Here is a 23,633-nt window from a genome sequence, read left to right as displayed (position 1 = left end):
CTGCTTTGGAAGCAATCTTGCTTTCGAAGCAGTTTTTGATTTTCATGATGGATCAAACCGAGACGCGCTTAATAACAAGTGCCTGCTTAATTTTGATGATGTTCATCAATCAGTTTCTGTTGCAAAGCGGCTAATTTCGGCGTGAGGTAAACCGGATAGAGGTCCGGGTTGACGAGCCGTTGTGTTGCTTCTGGCAGGTGGCTGAGTGCTGACCGCATATGTTTTTGAATGGTAAAAACATCAGTTGTGAGCGGCTCTTGTGCTTGAGGGAAGACCGGTTTTAATAACGGTTCGGCAGTGAAATCGCGTAAGGTGACTTGCGTTTGGGTAGCCAGCGGGTTGGCATTGACCGCGGCAATTTCTGCAGGCAGGTTTTCGTCAGCCAACGCAATGACATCCGCAAAAGCCGTTTGATCATCACGGTGATACAGGCGATAAACCTGTTTATGACTTGGTAAAGTGGTCTTTTCCCGACTGGCACTTACCTTGATTTTAGGAAGCCACTGGCCATTTACTTGCAATGCGGCCATTTTGTAAACACCGCTTAAAACCGGAGATGAGGCACTGGTGATTAACTTTTCGCCGATTCCAAAGTTGTCAATCGGTGCGCCTTCTTTGAGGAGGGACTGAATGACGGTTTCATCGAGCGCATTGGAAGCTGTGATTTTGGCATCGGGGAAACCGGCGTCATCGAGCATTTTCCGGGCTTGTTTCGCTAGCTGGGTGATGTCACCAGAGTCGATGCGGATACCAACTGGGTGATGGCCGCCTGTCTTGAGTTCCTTGAACACCGTAATCGCGTTGGGCACACCGGACTTGAGCACATCATAAGTATCGACCAGTAACGCACTGTTGTCAGGATAGACTTTAGCCCAAGCGCGAAAAGCAGAGAGCTCGTCAGGGAAAGCTTCAATCCAGCTATGGGCCATTGTTCCGGCAGCCGGGATGTTGAAGCGTTGTGCAGCCAAGACGTTGGAGGTGCTGGCACAGCCGCCAATCACAGCAGCACGCGCTCCATAAACCGAGGCATCCGGTCCTTGCGCGCGGCGGGCACCAAATTCCATAACTGGCCGTCCTTCAGCCGCGGCCGTGATGCGCCGGGCTTTGGTTGCAATGAGTGACTGGTGATTGACAATGTTGAGCAGCAGCGTTTCTAGTAGCTGGACCTGCATCAGCGGCCCTTGCACCGTTAACAACGGCTCACGTGGAAAGACGGGGGTGCCTTCTGGTAAAGCCGTCACTGTGCAAGCTAATTTCATCGTTTTTAAATAGTCTAAAAATGTATCCGAATAAAGTTTCAACGAACGCAAATATTGGATATCTGCATCCTCGAAGTGAAAGTCTCGTAACGCTTCAACAACTTGTTGCAACCCAGCGGCAATCACAAAACTGCCATGATCCGGGACATTGCGATAGAAAATATCGAAAACTGCCTGGTCTTCATGCGGTAAGGTCGCCCAATATCCATTGGCCATGGAAAATTCATAGAGATCCGTCAACATTGCTTGATTCATATTCATCTTTAAAAGCCTTCTTTATCAGTCCGTGGTTAATTAATCCGTTACTTCGGCACCCAAAACATGTGCAAAGTGGTCCAACGCCCAGTCCTGGCCAGCTGGCGTCAAGGCCGCAACTGCATTTTTATGGACGACCATTTGATAGTTGAGATTGTAAGCATCAACTGCCGTATGCAAAACGCAGATATCGGTGCAGACGCCGACTAAATGAACGGTGTCGATTTTGCGTTCACGCAGGCGCAGATCCAGCGGCGTTCCGGCAAACGCGGAGTAGCGGGTTTTATCAAACATGTTCACCCGTTCTTCATCTTTATGGGCCGCATACCAAGGCGCAAGCGAACCAAAGAACGCCCGCCCCCAAGTCCCGCGAACATTATGCGGCGGGAACAGTTTGCTTTCGGGATGATACGGATCGTGCGGTGTATGCACATCGGTTGGCAAGTAAACCCAGCCATCTTGTTGCAAAAATTCATCAGCCAAAGCGACAATGTGAGGCGCCAACACTTGCCCAGCCGCGCCACAGGTCAAAGCACCTTTATCGGCAACAAAGTCATTAGTATAGTCAATGATGAGCAGTGCTTCATTCGAATGAGCCATTCTTGAGGCTTCCTTTCTAATTAAAGTAAAACTTACTTAAACTCACGCAGTATAAAAGTACATTAGACTTTTATTTGCTGTCTACGATACGCGGGTTCAGGGTATTTTTCAACTAGGCAAGTTTAAACAATTTAGGCGGACGGCCACTGCGCGTGCGATCATGGGCAGTACCGACTTCAACAAAAAGATGCTGGTGCGTCTTTTTAAAGTTAGAGTTGTCAATGGCAGCCGCGGTCGTATTGAGAAAAGGCGCGTAAACTTCGCGTGCTTCTTTTAAGGTGAAGGTGTGGCCGAGCACTTGCAAAATACTGGGTTGATAATCAAGTTTATTGCGAATCCGACGAATAGCGACACCTAGAATCCGCGCGTGATCAAAAGCCAGATGCGCCACCTGTTGATCCAACTGAAACGTGAGCGTACCATTTTGTAACTGATAATCGTTGGCAGTGGCGCTAAAAGCAAACCACCGCGCATCGGTTGCACCATAACCCGGCCGTAACTTAGGCATTGTCGGCAGATACGTCATGTAAGTCAGCGCCAAAGCCCGCTCGCCAGGTGTGCGGGCTGGGTCCGTAAACGTGGCCAACTGCTCCGTGGATCCGCGATTGACATGCACGCCGATTTTATCGCGAATTAGCCTGATCGCCGCTGCATCGGCACTTTCACGCACACGCAAAGTCGTTTCCGGCAGGGCCCAGTAGCCGGCATAAGGATCATCCGCGCGATGAATCAATAAGATCTGCAACTGCCGGGTGGTACGCGAAAAGCTCCAGATAACGTTGGTAATGGTGATCAAAGGATGGGCAATAAATTCATCCGCCATAGCATCAATCTTCCTTTTTGTGGATAGGGTATGTACGGAGTTGATTATAGCAAAACGTGGTCGGGTTGGCTTGAGGTTGATGCACATAGGTTGGGGCGACGCTTCGTGCTAATCTCAATAAGTGATTTTCGATAGATAGATTTTGTTTGACGGCAAGCTTGATTGTCAGGTAGAATAAAGAAGGTGAAAAGAGGCCACCGGGGTGCGACCCGATGACCTCGACGCGAGTTAGAAAGACTGGTGGTAGAAGCTAGCCGTTACGGTTAGCTTCTTTTAGTATCTTGGTTGCCTTGGCGTAAACCAAGTACGCCTGGGCTAAAACCAAGATGGCCAACGCCATTTCTAGCGTAACCCAACCCTCCGATCTCTCCTCTTAGCATGGCGATCACCTCCGGAAGTTAGAATGGTGAGGGGTGCGTGCCTTGCTAAATCGCTGCCGCCAAGTTATGACGTTTACCGTCTTAACTTGGCGGTATTTTTAGTATATATGATCATTAAATACATTGAAATGATAACGGCGGTTCTTTTTAAAATGTTTTTTAATTGGTATTCATCATATTTTGGTGCTATCGAGTAGTACCATTTTATACCTTTAACTAAGGAACGCGAACTGAATCAGAGGCTACCAAGTTTCTGGTCTTTTGCGCTTATCTAAACTGGTCCGGTGGTCAACATTTTGTTGATGGTGTACTATGTGAATGAAATGAGTTCAGTTCTCATTCATATAAAATTAATAATTAAGCGCTACTAGTATAACTCTTGTTCTTAATTGTGCACCGGCAAAGCTTCGGGAAACTCGATTGCGTCAATATCTAGTTCACAGCCCTAACAATAATTTAGTTTATATTTTCTGAAAAATATTTCCAGAAAATAGATTTTCGCCACTTTTAGACAATATTTTGTGGTTGAAGTAAACAAATGAATGCGGTTACAATCCCCTTGAGTGGTACCGACCACGCGGAGGAGCCACAACAATTTTTAGGGGGAGTTTGTCGATGCACAATGGAATGAAGACAGTGAAGGATCGGCCTCGGGTGCCGCGTTCACTGTTATATAGCAGCGCAGTTTTATCATTGACTGCGACTGTCGTGTATGTCAGTAGTACGGTTCCGGTAACGGCAGCTAAGGGATCCGAACCGGCTACAAGTAGCGCGGTGAAGAAGGCCAGTACAAGCATGCTTAACATTGTGAATGTCACCAAACAAACGCATTATTTTGAAGTTACTTACTCCAACAACCTGAAGGCACGGGTGTTTATATTAGCGAACAATCAATTTCGCTTTTATGCTGATCCTTCAGGTAAATTTGCTGCGCCTGCCCAATCGGAAAAAGGGCTTAACGCAAAAATTTTTACCAAGGAAATTGATGCATCGGCAGCTAAGGTGTTTGCGGCTGCTACGCTTGATCATAACGGTGATGGGTGGACGATCAAGACCGATGCGATTGCCATTGGATTTAATCAAGCAAACGCAACACTGCAGGTTTCCAAAGGCTCAAAGGTGGTCATGGCCGAGAGTCAGCCGTTAGAAATTACCAACGATCATGCAACGCAAGTGTTAAAACGCGGCACTGACCAGTTTTTTGGCGGTGGCACGCAAAATGGTAATTTCACGTTAACAGGTAAAAATGTCAAGATTGAAAACACGGGTAATTGGGTCGATGGCGGGGTGGCGTCACCGAATCCATTTTATTGGTCAACCGCTGGCTATGGCGTGGTGCGGAACACGTTTAAACCGGGTAACTATGACTTTGGGGCTAGCGATGACGGCCAAGTAAAGACCACACACCAGGAAAATCGATTTGATGCGGTTTACTTTTTCGATGCGAAACCCTATGACCTATTGAAAGATTATTATGATTTAACGGGTGCACCGGCGATGATGCCGCGTTATGGCCTTTATGAAGCACACTTGAATGCCTATAACCGTGATACTTGGGTTCCGGTATCTGAAGGAACAAGCGGTGCGATTAAGTTTGAAGACGGCAAATATTATAAAGAATATCAGCCAGGGAAAATTCCGGCTGGCCAAAGCGGTATCAAAGAATCGTTGAACGGGGAGCTGAATAATTATCAATTTAGCGCCCGCGCCGTTATTGATCGGTATCAGAAAAATGATATGCCGCTGGGATGGTTTTTGCCAAACGATGGTTATGGTGCAGGCTATGGACAGACCGATACCTTAGCGGGCAACTTGCAAAATCTTAAGTCGTTTGCGGATTATGCGGATCAGCATGGCGTTGCAACCGGGCTGTGGACGCAACAAAACTTGTCGCCAGTTGATCCGGCCAATCCGAAACCGGATGATCGTGATTTTGCCAAGGAAGTTGCCATTGGCGTCAAAGCCCTGAAAACTGACGTGGCCTGGGTCGGGTCCGGGTATTCTTTTGGCTTAGATGGTTTGGCTAAAGCTGATGCGATGATGACGCAGGTCAAAGGCGATTCGTTGCGCCCGTTTGCGATTACGCTTGATGGCTGGGCCGGGACACAGCGGTATGCCGGCGTATGGACTGGTGATCAAACGGGTGGTCAGTGGGAGTATATTCGCTTTCATATTCCAACGTATATCGGGACCGGTTTATCCGGACAGCCATACGTAGGTTCCGATATGGACGGGATTTTTGGCGGCGGTAATCCGATCGTCAACACCCGCGATTTTCAGTGGAAAGCCTTCACGCCGATCCAGCTTAACATGGATGGCTGGGGCGCTAATCCCAAAACGCCATTCTCGTTTGATCAGCAAACAACGGCGATCAATCGTGCCTACAACAAGCAAAAGACTATGCTGATGCCTTACAACTATACGGCGTCTGCGCAAAGTGTCTTTGATGGCAAGCCAATGGTGCGCGGTCTGTTCCTTGATTATCCGAACATTCCCGAGGCGTATACCGATCTCGTCAAGTACGAATACCTCTGGGGCGATAACTTCCTTGTTGCCCCGATTTACCAAAACACGGCGGCTGATGAGAAGGGAAACGATGTGCGTAACGGCATTTACCTCCCTAACAAGCAGCAAGTTTGGGTCGATTATTACACCGGCAAGGAATATCGTGGCGGTCAGGTCTTAAACAACTTCGAAGCGCCGATTTGGAAGCTGCCGGTTTTCGTTAAAAAAGGCGCCGTGATTCCAACCACGCCCGCACACAATACGCCCAAAGCATTTGACCAAACCAAGCGGCAGTTTCAGATTTTCCCGGCGAGTGGCAAAAATGATTTTACCGTTTACGAAGATGACGGCATTTCGAAAAAGTATCTAAAAGGTGCGCATGCCCAAACCAAGGTTACCAGCGAATTGCAAAAGGATCAGTTAACCGTGAACGTTGATCCGCTGACAGGTGATTACAGCGGCTTAAATCCAGATCGAACCACTGAATTTGCCATTCGAACGAGTGGCAAGCCGGCCAAAGTTACGGCCAGTGTTGGCGGACAAACGGTTAAACTGACCGCCGTTGATAACCTTAAAGACTTTACTGCCGGCGAAAATGTTTATTTTGTTAATAAACAATATCATACGAATGATTTCTTGGATCAACTTGCAGATAAGTCGATTGACCAGAACTTTTTACAAGTTAAGCTGGAAAAAACCAATGTCAAAAGCAATGCGATTAAGCTCACCGTGGACGGTATCAATGCTACTGATGATCCAACGACTGAAGCATTACCCGAGAGCGATGAAGTAGCGGTGCCGACCGAGATTAAGCAAAATGATCAGACCACGACCGATACAACCGTGGGCATTGACTGGAAGCCGGTGAATGACGCGACAAGTTATGACGTCAAGGCAGATGGCGTTGTCTACCGCAATCTGACCAAGCCAGAATTTCTTTTGACGCCGGTGAAGAGCCAAACCAAGCATACATTCCAAGTACGCGCGGCAACGGCCAAAGCGGTTTCTAAGTGGAGTAACGAGCAGACTTTCAGTTCCAAAGATAATCCGCTGCGGCTTGCTGTCAAAATGAGCAATCCGCAAGTCACAGCGCCGATTACCGGTGTGCCTATCTGGCAAGGAAAAGACAACGCGGCCCATCTTTTTGATCAGGATCTGACTACGATGGCGCACAGCAACTGGTTCACCACGCCGCCTAAGCAATCAGCAACACCGATGACGATCACCGCAGAACTTGATGGCGTTTACGACTTGGATCATGTGACTTATGTTCCGCGTGAAGACGGCGGCAACGGTACTTTGTCAGCATTGAAAGTCGAAACCAGCCTTGATGGGATTCACTGGCATCAAGCGGGTGAAGGTAAAGGTTGGACGTGGGATGGCAAAGATAAGACGATTACTTTTGACAAAAATGAAAAAGCCCAATATGTCCGCTTTGTGATCCCTAAAGGCACAAGCCGCGGCGATTTTGTTTCAGGACGGGAATTGCTGCTGTTTAAACGGGATGGCTCAAGCAAAGCGGTGTTGGGTGATATTACCAATGACGGACGGGTGAATGAAGACGATCAAACGTCGCTTATGAACTACGCGGGCTTAACGGCCAACATTGACAGTGATTTCAACGGTTATGTTCAAAACGGCGACCTGAATCGCAATGGGGTCATTGACGCTTTTGACATCAACTATGTCATGACCAAGCTAGGCAAAACACCGGTGACGAAGCCGGATGAACAAGCACCAGCCGGAACCTTGGCGCTTGAAGCTGAAAAGCAAACGTATCTGCCTGGAGAAACGATCACCTTGAATCTGCTTGGCAAGGATCTAGCCAACGTTAACAGTCTCTTTGCCCGGGTACCGCTCACGAATCCGAATGTCGAGTTAGTCAAAGTCGAACCGACCCAAGCAACGGCCCAGATGGTTAACTTCAGCAAGACGCGAACGCACGGTGATAACAGTCGCGATCTCTATCTGATTTTTGCCAATGAAGGCCAGCAGAAGCGCTTGTCAGGCGACCAAAAGTTAGCGACCATCACGTTGCGAACGAAAACGCGCATGACAAAAGCGGCACTCAGCTTTGCGTTAAGTGATCCAATGTTAACCAATCAATGGGGTCCGGAAAGCTTGCCGCAAGCACCGGCACCGATCACCATTTTGCCAGCGGATACGAGCGCGCCGGATCAGGCTAAAGCACAATTAACCGCCTTAATTGATGGCGTTAACGCGCTCGATCCGAAGTTGTTCACCGCGGCTAGTTGGCAGGCAGTTACAGCTCAACGCGATAAAGCGAGCCAAGTTCTCAACGTTGATAACGTAACGGTTGATGCGCTCAATCAAGCTTATGCGGACCTGAAGCACGCTTTGGGAAAACTCGAGGCTGACCGCGGCGTGACTCAGGATCAGTTGAAAAAGTTAATCGAAGCGGCTGAAGCGTTAAAAGCTGACCAGTATACAGCAGAGAGCTTTGCAAAATTGACGGATGCTGTTGCTGCAGCCAAGCCAGTCTCTGCCGATGCAAATGCAACCCAAGCGCAAATTCAAGCGGCCATCCAAGCAATTAGCAATGCGTGGTTTGCACTGGAAGTGAAGCAGCAACCGCAAGTCACGACGCTGGAACAATGGGTCAAAGTAGCGGCCAATCTAAATGCTGCCGACTACACGCCAAACAGCTTTACCCAACTCACAACCGTTTTGGATGAAGCGAAAAAGGCACTAACGGATCCAACAACGTCTGCGGCGACACAGCAAAAGTTGGCCGATCAACTTCAAGGAGCCATTGACGCTTTGGTACCACGGGCCGATAAACAATCACTCGCTGCACTTGTCAAAGCGACAGAAAAACTGAAAGCTAGCGACTATACCGCAAGTTCCTATGCCAAACTGCAAACAGCTTTAAAACCGGCACGTTTGGTTCTGAGTGATCCCAATGCTGCTCAATCCGAAGTTGGAAAACAGGCCGATGCCTTAATGGCGGCAATGCTACAACTTGAAAAGCAACCGGACAAAACCGAGCTTGTCAGCCTGATCACCAAAGCAGCGGAGTTTAAAGCGAAGGCATACACTGATGCCAGTTTTGCCGACTTGAAAACAGCTTTGGCCCAAGCGCGGGCGGTTAACAAGGATTCAGAAGCATCGGTGGCCAAGGTTGAAGCCGCAGTTGCCAACCTTAAAGCCGCCATCAATCACCTGGTAAAGGCGGCACCAACGCCAGAGCCGGGTAAGGATCCTCACAATCCACCAGTGCCAACGCCGGGGCCAGGCAAAGATCCAAGTACACCATCAAATCCGGAACCAGGCATACCGCCAAAAGACAAGACGCCACAACAACATGCGGGGTTCAACGGCGAATCGGCAGACACGCACAAGTCAACTAAGAATCGCGATCAGATGCCGAATGCCGGTGATCGGGCTCAACCGGTGTTAGCTGTTCTCGGCGCAACTTTAATCGGACTGCTAGGTTACGTCAAATTGCGTCAACATCACAAGAATAACGATTAAGACGTTGCCATTTAGGCCAATAAAAGGTTGACACCGCAAATCACGGTGCCAGCCTTTTTCTTTGTGACTGTGGTTAGGAGTCGAAGCAGAAGCAGACAATCCGTGGTCACTTGCGATCTTAACGCTTATGCGTAGAAACGGACGAAGGCTCCAAGGGTTCTGATGCAAATGATATTATGATAATCTAATGATAGAAACAGATTTCCACGACCGTTATTTAAACGTTCCTGAATAATCGTAAAATGGTTTAAAACCTTGATATATCAAGTGTGCTAGCAAGTGTAGCTAGGATTTTCGTACAGGAGCCGTGTATGTTTAGGGGGGAGCAGAATGACCACTTCGGTTTTAGGCAATCACTTAAAGACGTTACGACTGACAAGACAGCTTACGCAAGCGCAAGTTGCCCACCAGCTTTTCGTTTCGCGAAAAACCGTTTCAACGTGGGAAACCGGCCGACATCAGCCAGATTTGCAAACGGTTTGTCAGCTAGCTGATTTTTACCAAATAACCGTTGACGAATTGCTGAGGCCAGTCCCATCCAAAGCCACCAAGAAAACCTCGGCGCGACCAGTCACTTTTCTGGGACCGGCGCTTGCGATCATGATTGTTGGCCGCTTGGGTTATGTTGCGCGACCGGAAATGTTATTGCTGACAGACTTTGTACTCGGCTTTTTGGGAGGTCTCTTACTAAGCTGGTGGCAGCAATGGTTAAAGCCGCAAGTCTTACATGGCCTATGCGTTTTTCTGGCAGCTGTGCTGTTCAGTCTGGCGTGGCAAAATCTATTCGCCATGGCGTTTGGGTTGCAACTTGTTTACATGGCAACTGCGATGACATTACTGCTTCCCTTAATCGGCGCTAGTTTGCAAAAACTGGGCCGTACTTTCAAAACCTTGAGATAAGGGGGCAATAGCTTTGAAACATAAGGGACTCTGGATCACGAATATCGTTTTGGCAATCGCTATCAGCGGTATCGGCATCACGATCTTGATGAGACGCGTGGATGGTGCCGGCCATGTTGAGACCGCGGCATCACGTTTAGCGGCATTAGCCGTGCTGGTCGTTTTCATTTTGATTATTGCAATTGTGGAAGGCATATACTTGTTGATCAGCAGACGCCACGGATGATTGTCAGAAGCATGAACTTAAAAAGATTGCCGGTCGTGTATCGGCAATCTTTTTAAGTTAAGCTTTCTTTGCTTTAAACCGGCATTAGCTGCAATTTTGCTACAATGATAGCAGGAGGCGAGGGCATGCCAAGCGAAGACTTGAACTTGTTATTGGGCCAACTGCAGGCTATTGCGCAGTCTGGTCGTTACTATACAAAAGATGTGTTTGATCGGGAACGTTACGATCAATTAGCGGCTATCACCAAGCAACTGATGCTGCAATTGAGCGATGCGACCCCTGAGCAAGCGCGTTTATTTGTGGATCAGGATACCGGTTATGTAACACCCAAGGTTGATGTGCGGGCAGTGACGTTTATCGAGGATCGCCTTTTGCTGGTGCAAGAGCGGGCAGGTGGCACTTGGTCGATTCCCGGCGGCTGGGCGGACTTGGGTTATAGTGCTGGTGAGATTGCGGTCAAAGAAACCCGCGAAGAAGCTGGCTTGACGGTCAAACCAACGCAACTGCTCGCGGTTTATTCGGTCCGGAAGCGTGACTATGCACCGCAAAGCACGCAGGATGTATACAAGTTTTTCATTGCCTGCCAGCCGGTGACGCAAACGTTAAAGACAGGCGTCGAAACCGAAAATGTCCGCACTTTCACCCGTGAGGAGGCGTTGGCGTTACCGTTGTCACTGCAGCGTAATTTACCGGCGGATATTGAGATGGCGTTTGCTGCCCATGCGGATGCGGGATGGATGACGCGGCTTGATTAGATGTTGTGAAGGGCGGGTAGTGCATAGCAAGGAATCATTAATAACCCCGAGATGAGAGTGTTCCCCGTGAAACATTTCGTATTTGCCCAGTTTCCGTGGAACATCACAGAGAAGCCTTGCAATTAGCTGAAAAAATACTATGATTTTGCTTAAACCTTTTCGAAAGCAGGGATGTCCATGCCAACGCCAGTTCATGAAGAAGTGATTCGTCCGATGACAGCTGCAGACGATGCACCAGTTGCCGCACTCATTCGGGAGTGTCTGAAAGCCGCCGATCTTGACCGCCCGGGTACCGTGTATTTTGATGCTGGACTGGATCACTTAAGTCAGTTTTATGCGGCAGAGCCAAAGCGGCATTACTTTGTGGCCACGCAAAATGGTCGCGTTCTCGGTGGGGTTGGCATTGCAGAGTATGACCCGACTCACGGTGTTGCTGAATTGCAAAAGTTCTATGTTCACGGTGATTTGCAAGGCCATGGCATTGGTAAGCGCCTGTTGCAGCATGCCTTGGATTACGCTCGGCAAGTCGGGTATCAGTCGGTTTATCTTGAAACTTACCATACGCTTAAAACTGCTGTTCATGTTTATCATGAGTTTGGTTTCACTGATTTACCGCGCCCACTTGTCAACGCGCAGCATCAGTTGATGGATCAGTTTTTAGTGAAGAAGCTTGCTTAGATCGAAAATAAAAATGGAACGTCTTTATTTGTGAGCCTGAGACGTTCCATTTTTTATGGTCGTATTTAGTTTAAAGCTTCATCCTCCAACGCCTTAGCCGCCAGCAAGTTCTCTTCTGCCATCATCGGCACGCGACCTAGTGGATCAAGCCCGACATTGAGCAGATAGTTAATGCCAAAATCGTTGAGGTGTTGTTTGTAGCGGAAGAGTGTGCGCGGGGTTTTCCAGTTCTGGTCGTGATAAGAAAAGCCCCATGAGTCATTGATGGTGCCAGCCGTTTCGTATAACCCCAGCGGTGACGGTTTGAAGCCGGTGATGTCGTTATAGTCGACATCGGTTTGGGTCATGGCAGCTTTGTCTTTGGGGATTTCGTTGTCGCCGAGTGAGACGAAATCATATTTGCCATTGCCTAAGCGCGAGTTGATGAGACATTTGGGCTGCAAGGCACGGACGGTATCATAAATGGTTTGGCTTTGGGCTTCGGATAGGGTCATCGGGACATCGAACCAGGCTGTGGCGATGTCACCATAGTTGGTCATGATTTCTTTGATTTGCGGGAGTATTTTTCGATTGAAGCAGCGGTCAAAATTCTTCTGTGTTTCGTCCGGGAAGTCCCAGCTGTTGTCCCAAGTGGTGCCGGCTGTTTCGAGGTCGTTTGATTTGTAGCCGCCGCCATCCGGTTCGTGCCAATCGAGGTCTTGAGAATAATAGAGCCCGAACTTGAGGCCTGCGTGATGACAGGCTTGGGCTAGTTCGGCAATCACATCGCGGTGGAACGGGGTGGCGTCGTATACGTTGTAGCGGTCAACTTGCGAGTGATACATCGCAAAGCCGTCGTGGTGTTTGGTGGTAACGACCAGATACTGCATGCCGCACTTTCTGGCAAGAGCCACGATCTGATCGGCATCAAAGTATAACGGGTTGAAGGCGGTGGCAAGTTTACCGTATTCGGCATTTGGTATTTGAAATTTGGACTGAATCCATTCTGCGTAGGCACTCGATGACTCACCGCGATATTCACCTGCCAGCAGCGAATATAATCCCCAGTGAATCATCATGCCGTATTTAGCGTGTTTAAACCAAGTAACATTGTCGTTCATAAGTAGCGCCTCCTAATCTTTGCGATCAAATGCTTAAGCGGTCTTTTTTAACGATCACCAAGTCGTAAACGGCTAACAGGATATAGAAAATGCCGCTCCACAAGATCATGGTTGCAGGGTCAGCATTGCCAATGATGCTGCCGAAGAATTGGAAGAAGTAAGGGGCGATGAGGAAGCCGATGTTGATGCCGATGATGATAATCGAAGTGGTGAAGTTCATCGACCCCTTAGGCGAATAGTGGACCATACGCGCGGTTAAGGCCGGATTGATGATTCCGTTGCAAAAACCAGCCGCCAGCACCAGTACCAACAAGGCCGGGATTGAATGGACAAACGGCACTGCCATCATCGCAAGGGCGGTCACAATATCGAAAATGGCCACGGTATACTTGCCGCACCATTTGGCAATTTTTTCAAACGCGATGCCGGAAATGATCGAGCACAGTACCAGAAAGCCGAAAATATGGGTGGCTGCGGCGGCGCTACCGACATGATTATCCACCATGTAGCTAGCGAGTTTTAGCGAAATGGCCGAGTAGAACAAGCAGACAAATAGGAAGACGATGGCCAGCTGAATGACGCCGCCGTTGGTTGTTGGCTTCACCTTGGCAGTTTCTTCGACTTCTTTACCGTTTTCCGAGACGATGTAGTCGTAGCGCTTAGGAACCAGAAACATCACTAAAATAATCGGCACCAATAAGAAAAGAAAGACTAAGTAAGTGGTGTGCCAGCTGATGTTGATCAAGAAGCCGGCGATGAAAAGCATGATGGCATCACCAATTGCGCCAACCGAATTACGCCACCCCAGCAGGCGATTCCGCGTCTCCTCAGGGAACAGATCCGTGATGTAAGACACACTGAGCGGCGTGAAAACCCCCATCCCCACGCCAAACATTGCCCGGGAAATTAAAATGGCAGGGTAGTTGAAAATAAACGCCGGGATGATGCCGAAGATCATGGAAATCGTCAGGCCGGCGATGACCGTATACTTTTTCCCGAGCAGATTAGAAACCAGGCCGCTAATCACTGTTCCAAGCAGGACGCCGCCAGTAGGGATGACGATTAGAAGTTCAACGTTGGCCCGCGAAACATCGGAAAAATATTTTTCCATCAGCGGGATAGTTCCGGAAACCGCGTTACTAACCGACATTAAGAATGAGATCGATAAGATGCCAAGCGCCAGAAGCGGCGAACGTTTGTCTTCGGGAACATGGGCAGATGACAGCATGATGACACTTCCTTTATTTAATTTTTGACGAGGTTGTGAGCAGACGCGTAAAAAGACCACTGACGAGTGAATTTAGCAGACCGGATTTTTCGCGATGATACATGGGAAAAAGGCGCTTCAAAAAATAAAACTTGTAGTATATACTATTCAGTGCATACTAAGCATAAACTGGTAGCACGTGAAAAACAAGCAAAAAATGGAAGGGCATACAATCGCAGCAGCGCGCGCAATCGTCGCAGCTGAATGAACGGCAAAAGTGGCCTTAAAGCAGCCGCTGCTTCATCCATGAACCATGACAAAATGAACGTAACGTCAACGAACCTACGAAAAGCGTTGTTAAAGAAAACGGAGGCTAAAACGAATGGCAAAATTTGAACAGGTCGCAGATGAACTAAGCCGCCGTGTGCGTGACGGGATGTACACTACCAGCCAGCGCTTACCATCTGAATATGATTTGGCTAAGGAGTTCGCAGTCAGCCGACTCACGGTGCGCAAGGCGATTGAACTACTAATTCGGCAGCAATTACTTGTGAAGTCACCGGGGAAAGGCACCTATGTCATGTCGTATACCGATAAAGTCGAAAGCGGCCGCATGGGGTTACAAGGCTTTACCGAAGCCGCGCGCGCATATGGCAAGAAGAGTCGTACCGAAGTGCTGAGTTTTGGCCCGCTGGATCCGATCCCGGAAGAAATTGCGCGCGTACTAGGACGGGATCAGCAGGCAAACAAAACCGTTGACCTGCTCGTGCGACGGCGGTTCTGGGATGAAGAACCGATGACCGTTGAGCATGTTGCAATTTGCCATGAATACATTGAAGGCTTGCAAGCACACGACTTTGAGGGCTCGCTTTTTGCCTTAATTGAAAAGCGGGTGCCGATTGCCTATTCGCATCAGGAAGTCGAAGCCGTGTTGATCGACCCGGACATGATCAAACTACTCCACGGGAAAAAAGGCGATCCGTTACTGCTCGTCCATTCCGTTACCTATACTGCCGATGCCAAGCCGATTCTTTACGACATTTCGTACTATCGCGCTGACAAATATTCGTTTAAGTCCACGTTAACGCGGGATCGGGTGTGAGTTTAAGGAAGTAAGTGCGAATGAAAAATGAAACGCTGGCAGCTTTATATGAGGCGCAACGGATGACTTTTATCCAAGCATTGCGTCACATGATGCAAATTAAAAGTGTTCGCGGGCCGCAACAAGCCGATGCGCCGTTTGGCCGGGGTCCGCGGATGGCTTTAACCACTGCGGTAGAACTGGGAAAGGCTTATGGGTTTAAAACCGGGATTGTTAATTCGGCAATGGCGTATATTCAGTGGGGTGACGATGACCAGCATTATATCGGCATCGTCGGTCACTTGGATGTGGTATACGCGGGCGAAACGGTGTGGTATTTTCCACCATACGACCTTTCGGAAAAGGCTGGCCGCTTATACGGGCGGGGAATTCTTGATAACAAAGGTCCAAGTATTGCCTGTTTATTTGCGATGAAGCTGCTCAAGGATGCCGGTTTTCAGCCTAAGCGGACGATTCGGTTGATTTTAGGCTCGGATGAAGAAAGCGGTTCGGCGGATGTCCCTTTGTATCTCGCCAAGGAAGCCCCGCCTGAGTTTGGTTTCACGCCAGACTGCAAATTTCCGGTTGTATACGGCGAACGCGGCATTGTGAATTTTAACCTGCGCACGCCCATCACCGATGATTCTCTCGACAAAGTAGCCACCATCACCGGCGACCAAGCAAGCGATCATGTGCCTGACCATCTGCAAGCAACGATCAACAACAAGCACTATACAGCCAGCGGCATTCGCGCGCCCAGCAATGCCCCAGAGTTAGGTAGAAATGCGATCACAACCTTAGCCAAGGAATTGCTAGACGAACATGCGATCCGCGGACAGTTTGCCAACTATTGCCGATGGTTGGTGCAAACGCTGGCGAACCAACACCACGGCGAAGGGCTAGGGATGGATTTTGCCGATGCCGCAAGTGGCCGATTGATTGTGACACCCTATCAGCTGCAAAAAGTCGGCTCGGTCATCAGTCTGCTTTTGGCGGTCCGCTATCCTGTGACTTATCAAGAGCATGACGTCACCCGCGCGCTGACTGCAGCCGCTTTTCCCCGCACTCAAATAACTGTGATTCGCAGCATGCCGGGGATCCTGCATGACAAAAACGATCCGCGGCTGGCAGCATTGACGCAAGCGTATGAACAGGTGACGGGGCGAGAGGGTCAACCGGTCACCACAACTGGGGCGACTTATGCACGTAAAATGCCAAACATTGTGGCATTCGGGCCTTCTTTTCCCGGTCAAAAAGGCATTGCGCATAACGCGGACGAGTGGATGGATGAGCACGATCTCAAGTTAAATATGATGATTGATATGAATGCGATGATTCGGTTAGGAGCGATGGACAAATGAACGAAACAACTTGGGGCGTGATTGCCACTTGGCGCATGGCCCACGATGGCGTGAAGAAAGCCAGCCAGCTGCTGCAAGCAAACGGCACAGCTGGGGATGCAGTGGAAGCATTGATCAAAACCGTTGAAGCATACCCTTATTACAAATCGGTCGGGTATGGCGGTTTGCCTAATGAAAATGGCGAAGTTGAAATGGATGCGGCCTTCATGGATGGCGACACTTTGGCCCAAGGCGCAGTTGCCGGCATTCATCAGGTGCTTCATGCAGTTTCGGTCGCCCGCGCGCTCAGCCATGATCATTACAACAGCTTTCTTGTCGGCCAAGGTGCCACCCAGTACGCCCAGTTAAATGGCTTCGAAATGCGAAATATGTTAACAGACCGAGCCAAAAAACGTTGGGAAAAGCGCCGGGCCGAACTCGCTGACGCCAAAATCAAACCTTACGATGGCCATGACACGGTGGGCGCTATTACGCTGGCACCAACAGGATCAATGGCCGCGGCGACCTCAACATCAGGCTTATTTATGAAACGCCCGGGTCGAGTTGGTGATTCGCCACTGTCCGGATCCGGTTTTTATGTTGACAGTGACATCGGGGGCGCCGCGGCAACCGGGTTAGGCGAAGATATCATGAAGGGCTGTCTGTCCTACGAAATCGTCCGCCGCATGGGTGAAGGCCGCACGCCGCAAGAAGCTTGCGATGAAGCGGTTTATCCGTTTATTGAAAAGTTAAAGCGCCGTTATGGTAAAGCAGGTGAATTTTCGCTCATCGCCTTAGACCGCGCCGGCAATTGGGGAGTCGCAACGAATGTGGAATTTACCTTCAGCGTCGCCACTGCCAGCCAGAAACCGGTGATCCTCATGGCAAATCCCGATCCGAATCAAACGACCACGATTACGCCAGTCACCCAAGCATGGCTGGATGCGTATGAAAAACGAATCAAGGCGCCGATTAAGTAGCAATCGCGCACTGTGGAAGAGAGGATTACCATGAAGCAGTACTTGGCAATTGACGTCGGCGGCACCTCGACCAAATATGCGTTAGTATCGGAGCAAGGCGAGCTCGCGGAGAAACATAAACAGCCGACTGCGCGCAACAGTCGGGCTGAATTTATGGCAGCCATGGCGGCGCTGATCCACCGATATCAAGGACAAATTGCTGGCGTCGGGTTGGCCTTGCCTGGCGTTGTGAATCAGCAGCAAGGCATCGTCAAAACCTGTGCTGCCCTCCCGTTTTTAGAAACAATGCCACTGGCTGCGCGACTTAAGGATGCTGCTCATTTAAACATACCGGTCGTGATCGGAAATGATGGCAATGCTGCTGCCCTAGCCGAACATTGGCAAGGCAAGCTCGCCGGCACCATCAACAGCGCCATGATCGTGCTGGGGACTGGGGTAGGAGCCGCACTGTTTTTAAACGGGACACTCTATACCGGCAGTCATGATGTCAGTGGCGAGCCGAGTTTTATGATTACCAACGGCCTCAACCCCATCACCCGCGCGCAAACTGCCGCCGGACTTTCAGCAGTCAAAACCGTCAACGCTATGGCTGCTGCCCAACACATTCGCGGCCACAATCTTGGCCCACGCGTCTTTAAAGCCCTCAAGCCCGACACACCCGCCGCTGCAATCCTAGCCACCTTCACTCAAGGCGTGGCGGCGATGATCTACAACATACAAACCGTTCTAGACCTGGAAAAGATCGTCATCGGCGGCGGGATTAGCGTCCAATCACGTGTCATCGACGAAATCCGGGCACGGGTTGCTACCTATCTGCAGGTAACGCCACTTGCAGCGAGGACGATTAAGCTTCCGGAGATTGTGGCGGCTAAGTATCGCAACGATGCGAATTTAGTTGGGGCGGTGGTGCCGCTGGTGGAACGTTAAAAAGCGTGAGGCATTGATTATGAAAAATTAGTTCATATGCAAAAGATTGGTTAATTTTTTCTCAGTTCACTTAATCCTGACGTGTTTCAAAAGAAAAAAACAGGCATCCTACCAGCCCAAAACACTGGTACAATGCCTGTTTTAATTTACAGATAAAACACATCCCAACCGAATCTACGCCTCAATGCGCTGCCATTCACTCATGGCACTTGCTTAAAATGCTCAACAGTAAGCTGAAACCCATGACGCTTGAGTACGGCAGCATAATCGGCAGGCAAAGGTTGATCAAAGCGGAAGCGAATGAGCGGCTTGATTTCACCGTTGTCTGCCCGGACGCCGAAAATATGGGCATCGCCGGGTTCGACTGGCAGACAGTCAATAACGGTTTGCTCCAGGTCACCGCGTTGTTTGGCTTGAATCAGCGCCGTTAAGAGCCGATCAAGATTTGTAATGGTGACGGGCTGCATACTCTCAACTCCTTCCTTTCCTATTCAACCTTAACCAAGATTGATTGGCTTAGACGCGCTTTTTACGTGATACGAATCCTGCCAAGCCGAGCATGCTTAGGATTGCAAGGCCAAGAACAGCCAGTGGACTTTGCGCTTCACCAGCTTGCGGCATGGTTTTGGCTGCGGCGGTTTGTTTGGTGTTCTTGCCAGTTGCAGCAGTAGTACCGGTTTTGTCTTGGCCCTTGGTGGTGTTTGTCAAATCAACGAATTTTGGTGTCGGATTGGTTTTGCCTTGCTCATCCGTTTTCGGAGTAGTGGTAGGCCCTTTAGGATTTTCCGTGCCAGTTTGATCGCCCGTGCCTGGTTTTGGCGTCGGCGTTGGCGTCTTCGGAGTTTCTGGTGTCGTTGGCGTTGTTGCCTTGGTCTTAATCACGTGGAAGATCTTGGTGACTTTATTGCCGACCATATCAACCGCGGTGATGGTGAAGTAATTGTCGCCGTCTGCTAATTGATAGGTTTGCGTGAAGGCGGCTGCACCATATGGGTTGGAAGTCGTTGACAGCGGATCAAGGTGGTTGTTGAACCCAGCTAGATTCTTCTGGTGCACGATGTTATCGCCGTTTGTGTAGAGGCGGTAGCCATTGATGTTGTCGTTAACGGTTCCGGAAACGGTGAAGGTGTCGCTGGTTGTGGTGATTTCGTAATTGCCTTTGTCATCAACCTGCAACGTATCAGCTTGCGGCATATTCAGCGTTGGGAAAATGGTGTCGAGGTAAATTTGCAGCTCGCCATACGCGGTTTGAGTCTTTTTGGACCCATCAGTGGCGGTCGAGGTCAGCCGATAGCCGATCGCTTGTTGTTCTGCGGCTTTGAATGGCACGGTAAAGCTGAACTTGCCGTCTGCACCAATCGTGACCGTCTTCGCAGGCTCGGTTGCACTGGTGACGGTTAACGTCTTGCCGGCTGGCTGATCAACATGACCGGTGATGGTTAATTGACCTGTTTTGGCATTGTAGATGTCAGCTACTTTATCGGCGCCGACCAAGGTGAAGGAATTGTCGTTGAATTTATCAAACGTCAGCCCTTCCGTTGGTTGTGCGTGGGTGGTGATTTGAGAAAAGGCACGACCACCCAATACCGGAGCGCCGCTGGTTGTTTTCACATTAGCCGCGGCTTTAGCGTTATCTTGCAGCGGTACCGCGACGTGAGGATCCTTCTGGCTGAAGTGGCCATATCCCGCGGTGCCATCTGTATCCAGGAAGACGACCATTTCATCTCCGTTAGCGCGGCCGGCTTGTTCATAGGTACCAAAATCAGCTGTTGGCGCGAGGACGGTACCCACAAAGTCGCCGTATGGAGCGGATGCGGTTAAGTTAAAGGTGACATTGCCGGTCTTCGTGTCAACTTTACCGGAGAAGACTTTACCAGTCATGGCGTCGGTGGCATAGACAATCCAATCAACGCCAGCTGGAACTTGAGCATAGGCCGTAAAGCTAGTTTGATCGGATACTGCTTGAACGAAGCCATCTGTACGCCAGTGGTTGTATGGGCCATCGCCAACTTTCCAGCTGAACTGCGGTGCCACATTGGCGGTTGTTGCTGTTGGCGTTGTTGCTTGGTGGGTACCGGTGACCGCCTGCAGCGTTTTGCTGGTTTTATTACCGGCGACATCGGTTAGCGTCAGAGTTAAACTGCCATCGCTGCTTTCAAGTGCAGCTTTTTGGGCTGCGGTGAGGTCAAAGCTCAAGGTACCATCGTTATTCTGGCCGTTGTTGTTCAGACTGACGCCATAAGCTTTGCCACCGATCTTCAACGCGATGTCACTGAACTTGGTGAAACCCGCACCTTGATCGTTGTAGTTAACGGTGACGCGACCGTTTTGATAACTCAGACCTGTCAAAGTCGGTGCAACCGTATCTACGGTGACCGGTAAATCAAAGTCCTGATTTTGCTGAGCGCCGGTGTTGTATTGTTCGGTCACCAGACGATAAGTATATTTGCCGTCTGGGGCAGTGACATATTTACCGGTTGCTTGGTCGTAAACTTTGCCATCCCAAGTGAAGGCATTTGGATCGAGACGCATATCCGTGCTCAGTCCTAAGTCAGAGTTGTAGCTATTCCCATTTTGCAGATAGGACTTGGTCGTGTTGTTTTCCTTATCCAACACGCGAACCACATGGCCTTGTGCATCTAGAATCTGGATGGTAACGGACTTGAGGTTCTGCTTGGAAAATACATATGGATAGACGGTGTCGCTGGCACCATCGCCATTGGGTGAAAATGAAACCTTTTTGTTGTCGACGTAGGTTGGAACCAGCGTCCAAGTATACTTGCCGGTTGTATCTGTGTTCACAAGGCTGCTGAGTGATGCTGAGTCGGTGACCCCTAGTGGTGTGTTGGCGCCATCAACCAAATAGCCGCCATTAAAAATGGACTCGCCGCTGTTGGCAGACGCATCAACTACCTGTTCTGTGGTGAGATCGCCATAGTAACCTAAGTACGGCACGCTGATTGTTTGCGAGGTATCGCCGGCCTTAAAGGTTAGGAAGCCTTCAACAAGCTGGTTAGCCGCGACAGTATTGTCGAGGGATAGCTTAAAGGTGACAGTCTTGGTTTCGCCAGCAGCAAGCGTGAAGTTGGCTGTGTCCGTATTCACAGTTGCACCGATGAGGGTCTTATCGTGGACGGTGTTGCCATTGCTGGTATCTTGAACTTGCGTGAGCGGACCGCCGTTGGTATCGACAACGTAATTTTGCGCGGTCTTACCATGGTTGGTCAGTGTCACGGTGAAGCTTGTGGTTTGACCAATTTTGCCTAGCGAAACCGAACCGGCGTCTTTGTTGCCTTCAGCGCTAACGGTTAGATCGCCGGCTTTGGAGACGTCGATTTGGCCAGCTCCTTGACGTCGAGGAGAGATGTAAGTATCAGGATAATTGATATCCTTCATTGGATCGGCGGCATTCATGAGCGCGAGTTTGACCGCTTTGACAAGGTCGGCTCCTTGCAGGTCAGGCCGAGTTGCTTTGATTTTTTGCATCACAAGCAAAGCCGCGCCGGCATTGTAAGGACCAGCCATGGAAGTTCCTGATTCAGTGGCATAGGTTTGGGTATTGGTCGTTGGATCGATCGCCGTGGAAATGACGTTATCACCAGGCGCGGAAATATCCGGTTTCAAGGTGTAGTCCGCCATTGGCCCCCATGATGAAAAGCCGTCCATTTCTGATTTGTCACCGGTTGCACTCTTTTCAGCTGCGACCGTCATTGCAGAAGCCGCTGCACCTGGATCGCCGATGGTTGAATCATTTTTTGGCGAGTAAGCCGTGGAGATATCATTGGACGTTTTGGAACCGATAATGCTGCCTGCGTTGGCATTGTTCCCAGCAGAAATGGAGACGAAAACACCGTGATCAGTGGCATACTGCACGGCTGCTTGTTCTTCGTCAGTGAGATCCTGCTCGGTAACGCCGATGCCTAGTGACATTTGAATGGCGTTGGCACCGAGCGTTACGGCATCGCGAATTGCGCGCGAAATATCATTAGCATTTTCATCCGCGAATTCATCGATGACCTGCATCGCAAGAATTTGTGCTTCAGGCGCCACCCCTTTTACGTAAGTGGTGGCTTTTTCATTGCCGGTTGCGCCGTCAGCGGTCGTACCGTTAGCCGCGATGATACCGGCAACGTGTTCGCCGTGGGTAGAGCCAGCCACCGTGGTCCCGGTGTTGACGCTGTCGTTATTGACGTAATCGTAAGCAAATGGAATCTTACTGTTGACGTACGACCCATAGCCTAATTTGGAAATGGCAGCTTCGGCTTTTTCTTTGGTGATGGCGGCGGTGCTGTCATCACTGAGGCGTAAGTCGTCGTGAGCCTGAACCCCTGAATCAATGACTGCGACAACCATTCCCTGGCCTTGATAGCCTTCATTCCATAAACCCTTAACGTTACCCTTAGTCAAAGTGTCTTGGTTGGCCGGTCCTGGATCGGTTGTGGTTGCGGCCGTAGATTGGGTCTTGGCGGCGTTCGTGGTTGCAGCATTGCTAGCCGGTGCGGCCGATTGCGTTGCAGCAGATGATGCCGTGGATGTTGCGCTTTTGGTTGTGGCGGTGTTAGCAGCTGGTTGCGTGTTGGCACCAGATGACGGCGTACCGGTTTGAACTTTAGTTGCTGCTGCCGGTTGCGCCTGGTTCGTTGTGCTTGCCTGTGATTGAGCCTTGGTAGCTGTCGATGGTGCGGCCTGCGACTGTGCGGTTACTTGCTTAGTCGTAGTGGTGGTTGTTGGTTGTGTCTCAGCTGTCTTATCCTTGGCATCAGCAGTGGTCGCTTGACTACTTGCCGTTGATGTCGCCGTCTGCGTCTGAGCTTGGTTGACAGGTTGCGTCGTTTTGTCTGCAGTCGGTGTCTTGGTATCAGCTGAAACCGACTGGGTGGCAGTACCGCCTAAAACAACTAAACTCGTCCCAAATGTGATAATGGCAGCCGTCATCCATCTAGATCCGGCCTTGTACATCTTATAGTGACGTTTCGCTTCGATCGTCGCATTCTTGTTCATAAACGCCCGTCCCCCTCTTAAATGGTATTAAGAAAAAATGAATCTGAAAATAAAACACCAAAATACCCAAAGAAATCACATTTTAGACAAAATAATCTCATTTCTTCTTAATAACCGCAAG

Annotated in this window: 16 protein-coding genes; 9 read left to right on the top strand and 7 right to left on the bottom strand. The window is 49.8% G+C overall.

From position 1 onward, the window contains the following. Positions 1 to 86: 86 nt before the first annotated feature. The 3 genes from EL173_RS14185 to EL173_RS14175 all read right to left on the bottom strand — a co-directional run bounded on the left by EL173_RS14185 (position 87) and on the right by EL173_RS14175 (position 2,937). A complete protein-coding gene (locus EL173_RS14185) occupies positions 87 to 1,520 on the bottom strand; it encodes a nicotinate phosphoribosyltransferase (protein WP_019728566.1) in 1,434 nt (477 codons plus the stop codon). 33 nt (positions 1,521 to 1,553) lie between these two features. Further along, positions 1,554 to 2,114: a cysteine hydrolase family protein gene (locus tag EL173_RS14180; protein ID WP_005690722.1), complete on the bottom strand. Its 561-nt coding sequence runs from the start codon at positions 2,112 to 2,114 to the stop codon at positions 1,554 to 1,556. 112 nt (positions 2,115 to 2,226) lie between these two features. Next, on the bottom strand, positions 2,227 to 2,937 hold the full coding sequence (locus tag EL173_RS14175; RefSeq protein ID WP_014571696.1) for an NUDIX hydrolase: 711 nt from the start codon (positions 2,935 to 2,937) through the stop codon (positions 2,227 to 2,229). A 995-nt stretch (positions 2,938 to 3,932) separates the two neighbouring features. On the opposite strand from EL173_RS14175, the gene EL173_RS14170 reads away from it, so the two are divergent. From EL173_RS14170 to EL173_RS14150, 5 genes are all read left to right on the top strand, one after another. Beyond that, positions 3,933 to 9,317 (top strand): TIM-barrel domain-containing protein, encoded by a 5,385-nt coding sequence (locus tag EL173_RS14170; protein WP_005690728.1) that lies wholly within the window; start codon positions 3,933 to 3,935, stop codon positions 9,315 to 9,317. 330 nt (positions 9,318 to 9,647) lie between these two features. Continuing rightward, on the top strand, positions 9,648 to 10,217 hold the full coding sequence (locus tag EL173_RS14165; protein WP_005690730.1) for a helix-turn-helix transcriptional regulator: 570 nt from the start codon (positions 9,648 to 9,650) through the stop codon (positions 10,215 to 10,217). A gap of 13 nt (positions 10,218 to 10,230) precedes the next feature. Then, on the top strand, positions 10,231 to 10,443 hold the full coding sequence (locus tag EL173_RS14160) for a DUF3923 family protein (RefSeq protein WP_005690732.1): 213 nt from the start codon (positions 10,231 to 10,233) through the stop codon (positions 10,441 to 10,443). A gap of 125 nt (positions 10,444 to 10,568) precedes the next feature. Then, on the top strand, positions 10,569 to 11,198 hold the full coding sequence (locus tag EL173_RS14155; protein ID WP_014571695.1) for an NUDIX hydrolase: 630 nt from the start codon (positions 10,569 to 10,571) through the stop codon (positions 11,196 to 11,198). A 177-nt stretch (positions 11,199 to 11,375) separates the two neighbouring features. Then, complete coding sequence (locus tag EL173_RS14150; RefSeq protein ID WP_005690736.1) at positions 11,376 to 11,876, top strand: GNAT family N-acetyltransferase; 501 nt, start codon at positions 11,376 to 11,378, stop codon at positions 11,874 to 11,876. Positions 11,877 to 11,941: 65 nt separating this feature from the next. Here EL173_RS14150 and EL173_RS14145 read toward each other — a convergent pair whose 3' ends face one another. Together EL173_RS14145 and EL173_RS14140 are read right to left on the bottom strand one after the other, a co-directional pair. After that, on the bottom strand, positions 11,942 to 12,976 hold the full coding sequence (locus EL173_RS14145; RefSeq protein ID WP_005690738.1) for an alpha-L-fucosidase: 1,035 nt from the start codon (positions 12,974 to 12,976) through the stop codon (positions 11,942 to 11,944). A 25-nt stretch (positions 12,977 to 13,001) separates the two neighbouring features. Beyond that, on the bottom strand, positions 13,002 to 14,204 hold the full coding sequence (locus EL173_RS14140; RefSeq protein WP_005687931.1) for an MFS transporter: 1,203 nt from the start codon (positions 14,202 to 14,204) through the stop codon (positions 13,002 to 13,004). Between the two features lie 361 nt (positions 14,205 to 14,565). Between EL173_RS14140 and EL173_RS14135 the strand changes: the two genes are divergently transcribed. From EL173_RS14135 to EL173_RS14120, 4 genes are read left to right on the top strand one after another with little or no spacing between them, the layout of a single operon-like run. Next, positions 14,566 to 15,285, top strand: a complete 720-nt coding sequence (locus EL173_RS14135) for a GntR family transcriptional regulator, LSA1692 subfamily (RefSeq protein WP_015764770.1) — start codon at positions 14,566 to 14,568, stop codon at positions 15,283 to 15,285. A 20-nt stretch (positions 15,286 to 15,305) separates the two neighbouring features. Further along, positions 15,306 to 16,625 carry a Sapep family Mn(2+)-dependent dipeptidase gene (locus EL173_RS14130; protein WP_005690744.1) on the top strand — a complete coding sequence of 440 codons (1,320 nt, stop codon included), beginning with the start codon at positions 15,306 to 15,308 and terminating at the stop codon, positions 16,623 to 16,625. Next, positions 16,622 to 17,584, top strand: coding sequence for a glycosylasparaginase (locus tag EL173_RS14125; protein ID WP_019728563.1), 963 nt, complete (start codon positions 16,622 to 16,624; stop codon positions 17,582 to 17,584). The genes EL173_RS14130 and EL173_RS14125 overlap by 4 nt, the downstream gene beginning before the upstream one ends. A 30-nt stretch (positions 17,585 to 17,614) precedes the next feature. Next, complete coding sequence (locus EL173_RS14120; protein ID WP_005690748.1) at positions 17,615 to 18,511, top strand: ROK family protein; 897 nt, start codon at positions 17,615 to 17,617, stop codon at positions 18,509 to 18,511. A 200-nt stretch (positions 18,512 to 18,711) separates the two neighbouring features. Here EL173_RS14120 and EL173_RS14115 read toward each other — a convergent pair whose 3' ends face one another. Together EL173_RS14115 and EL173_RS14110 are read right to left on the bottom strand one after the other, a co-directional pair. Then, positions 18,712 to 18,978, bottom strand: a complete 267-nt coding sequence (locus tag EL173_RS14115) for a hypothetical protein (protein WP_005690749.1) — start codon at positions 18,976 to 18,978, stop codon at positions 18,712 to 18,714. Between the two features lie 49 nt (positions 18,979 to 19,027). Next, positions 19,028 to 23,512 (bottom strand): S8 family serine peptidase, encoded by a 4,485-nt coding sequence (locus EL173_RS14110; RefSeq protein ID WP_005690751.1) that lies wholly within the window; start codon positions 23,510 to 23,512, stop codon positions 19,028 to 19,030. Positions 23,513 to 23,633 lie beyond the last annotated feature (121 nt).

Source organism: Lacticaseibacillus rhamnosus (assembly GCF_900636965.1).
In the GTDB taxonomy this organism is placed as follows: domain Bacteria; phylum Bacillota; class Bacilli; order Lactobacillales; family Lactobacillaceae; genus Lacticaseibacillus; species Lacticaseibacillus rhamnosus.
The sequence above is the reverse complement of the archived record's forward strand: the minus strand, read 5'-3'. Positions and strand labels throughout refer to the sequence as shown.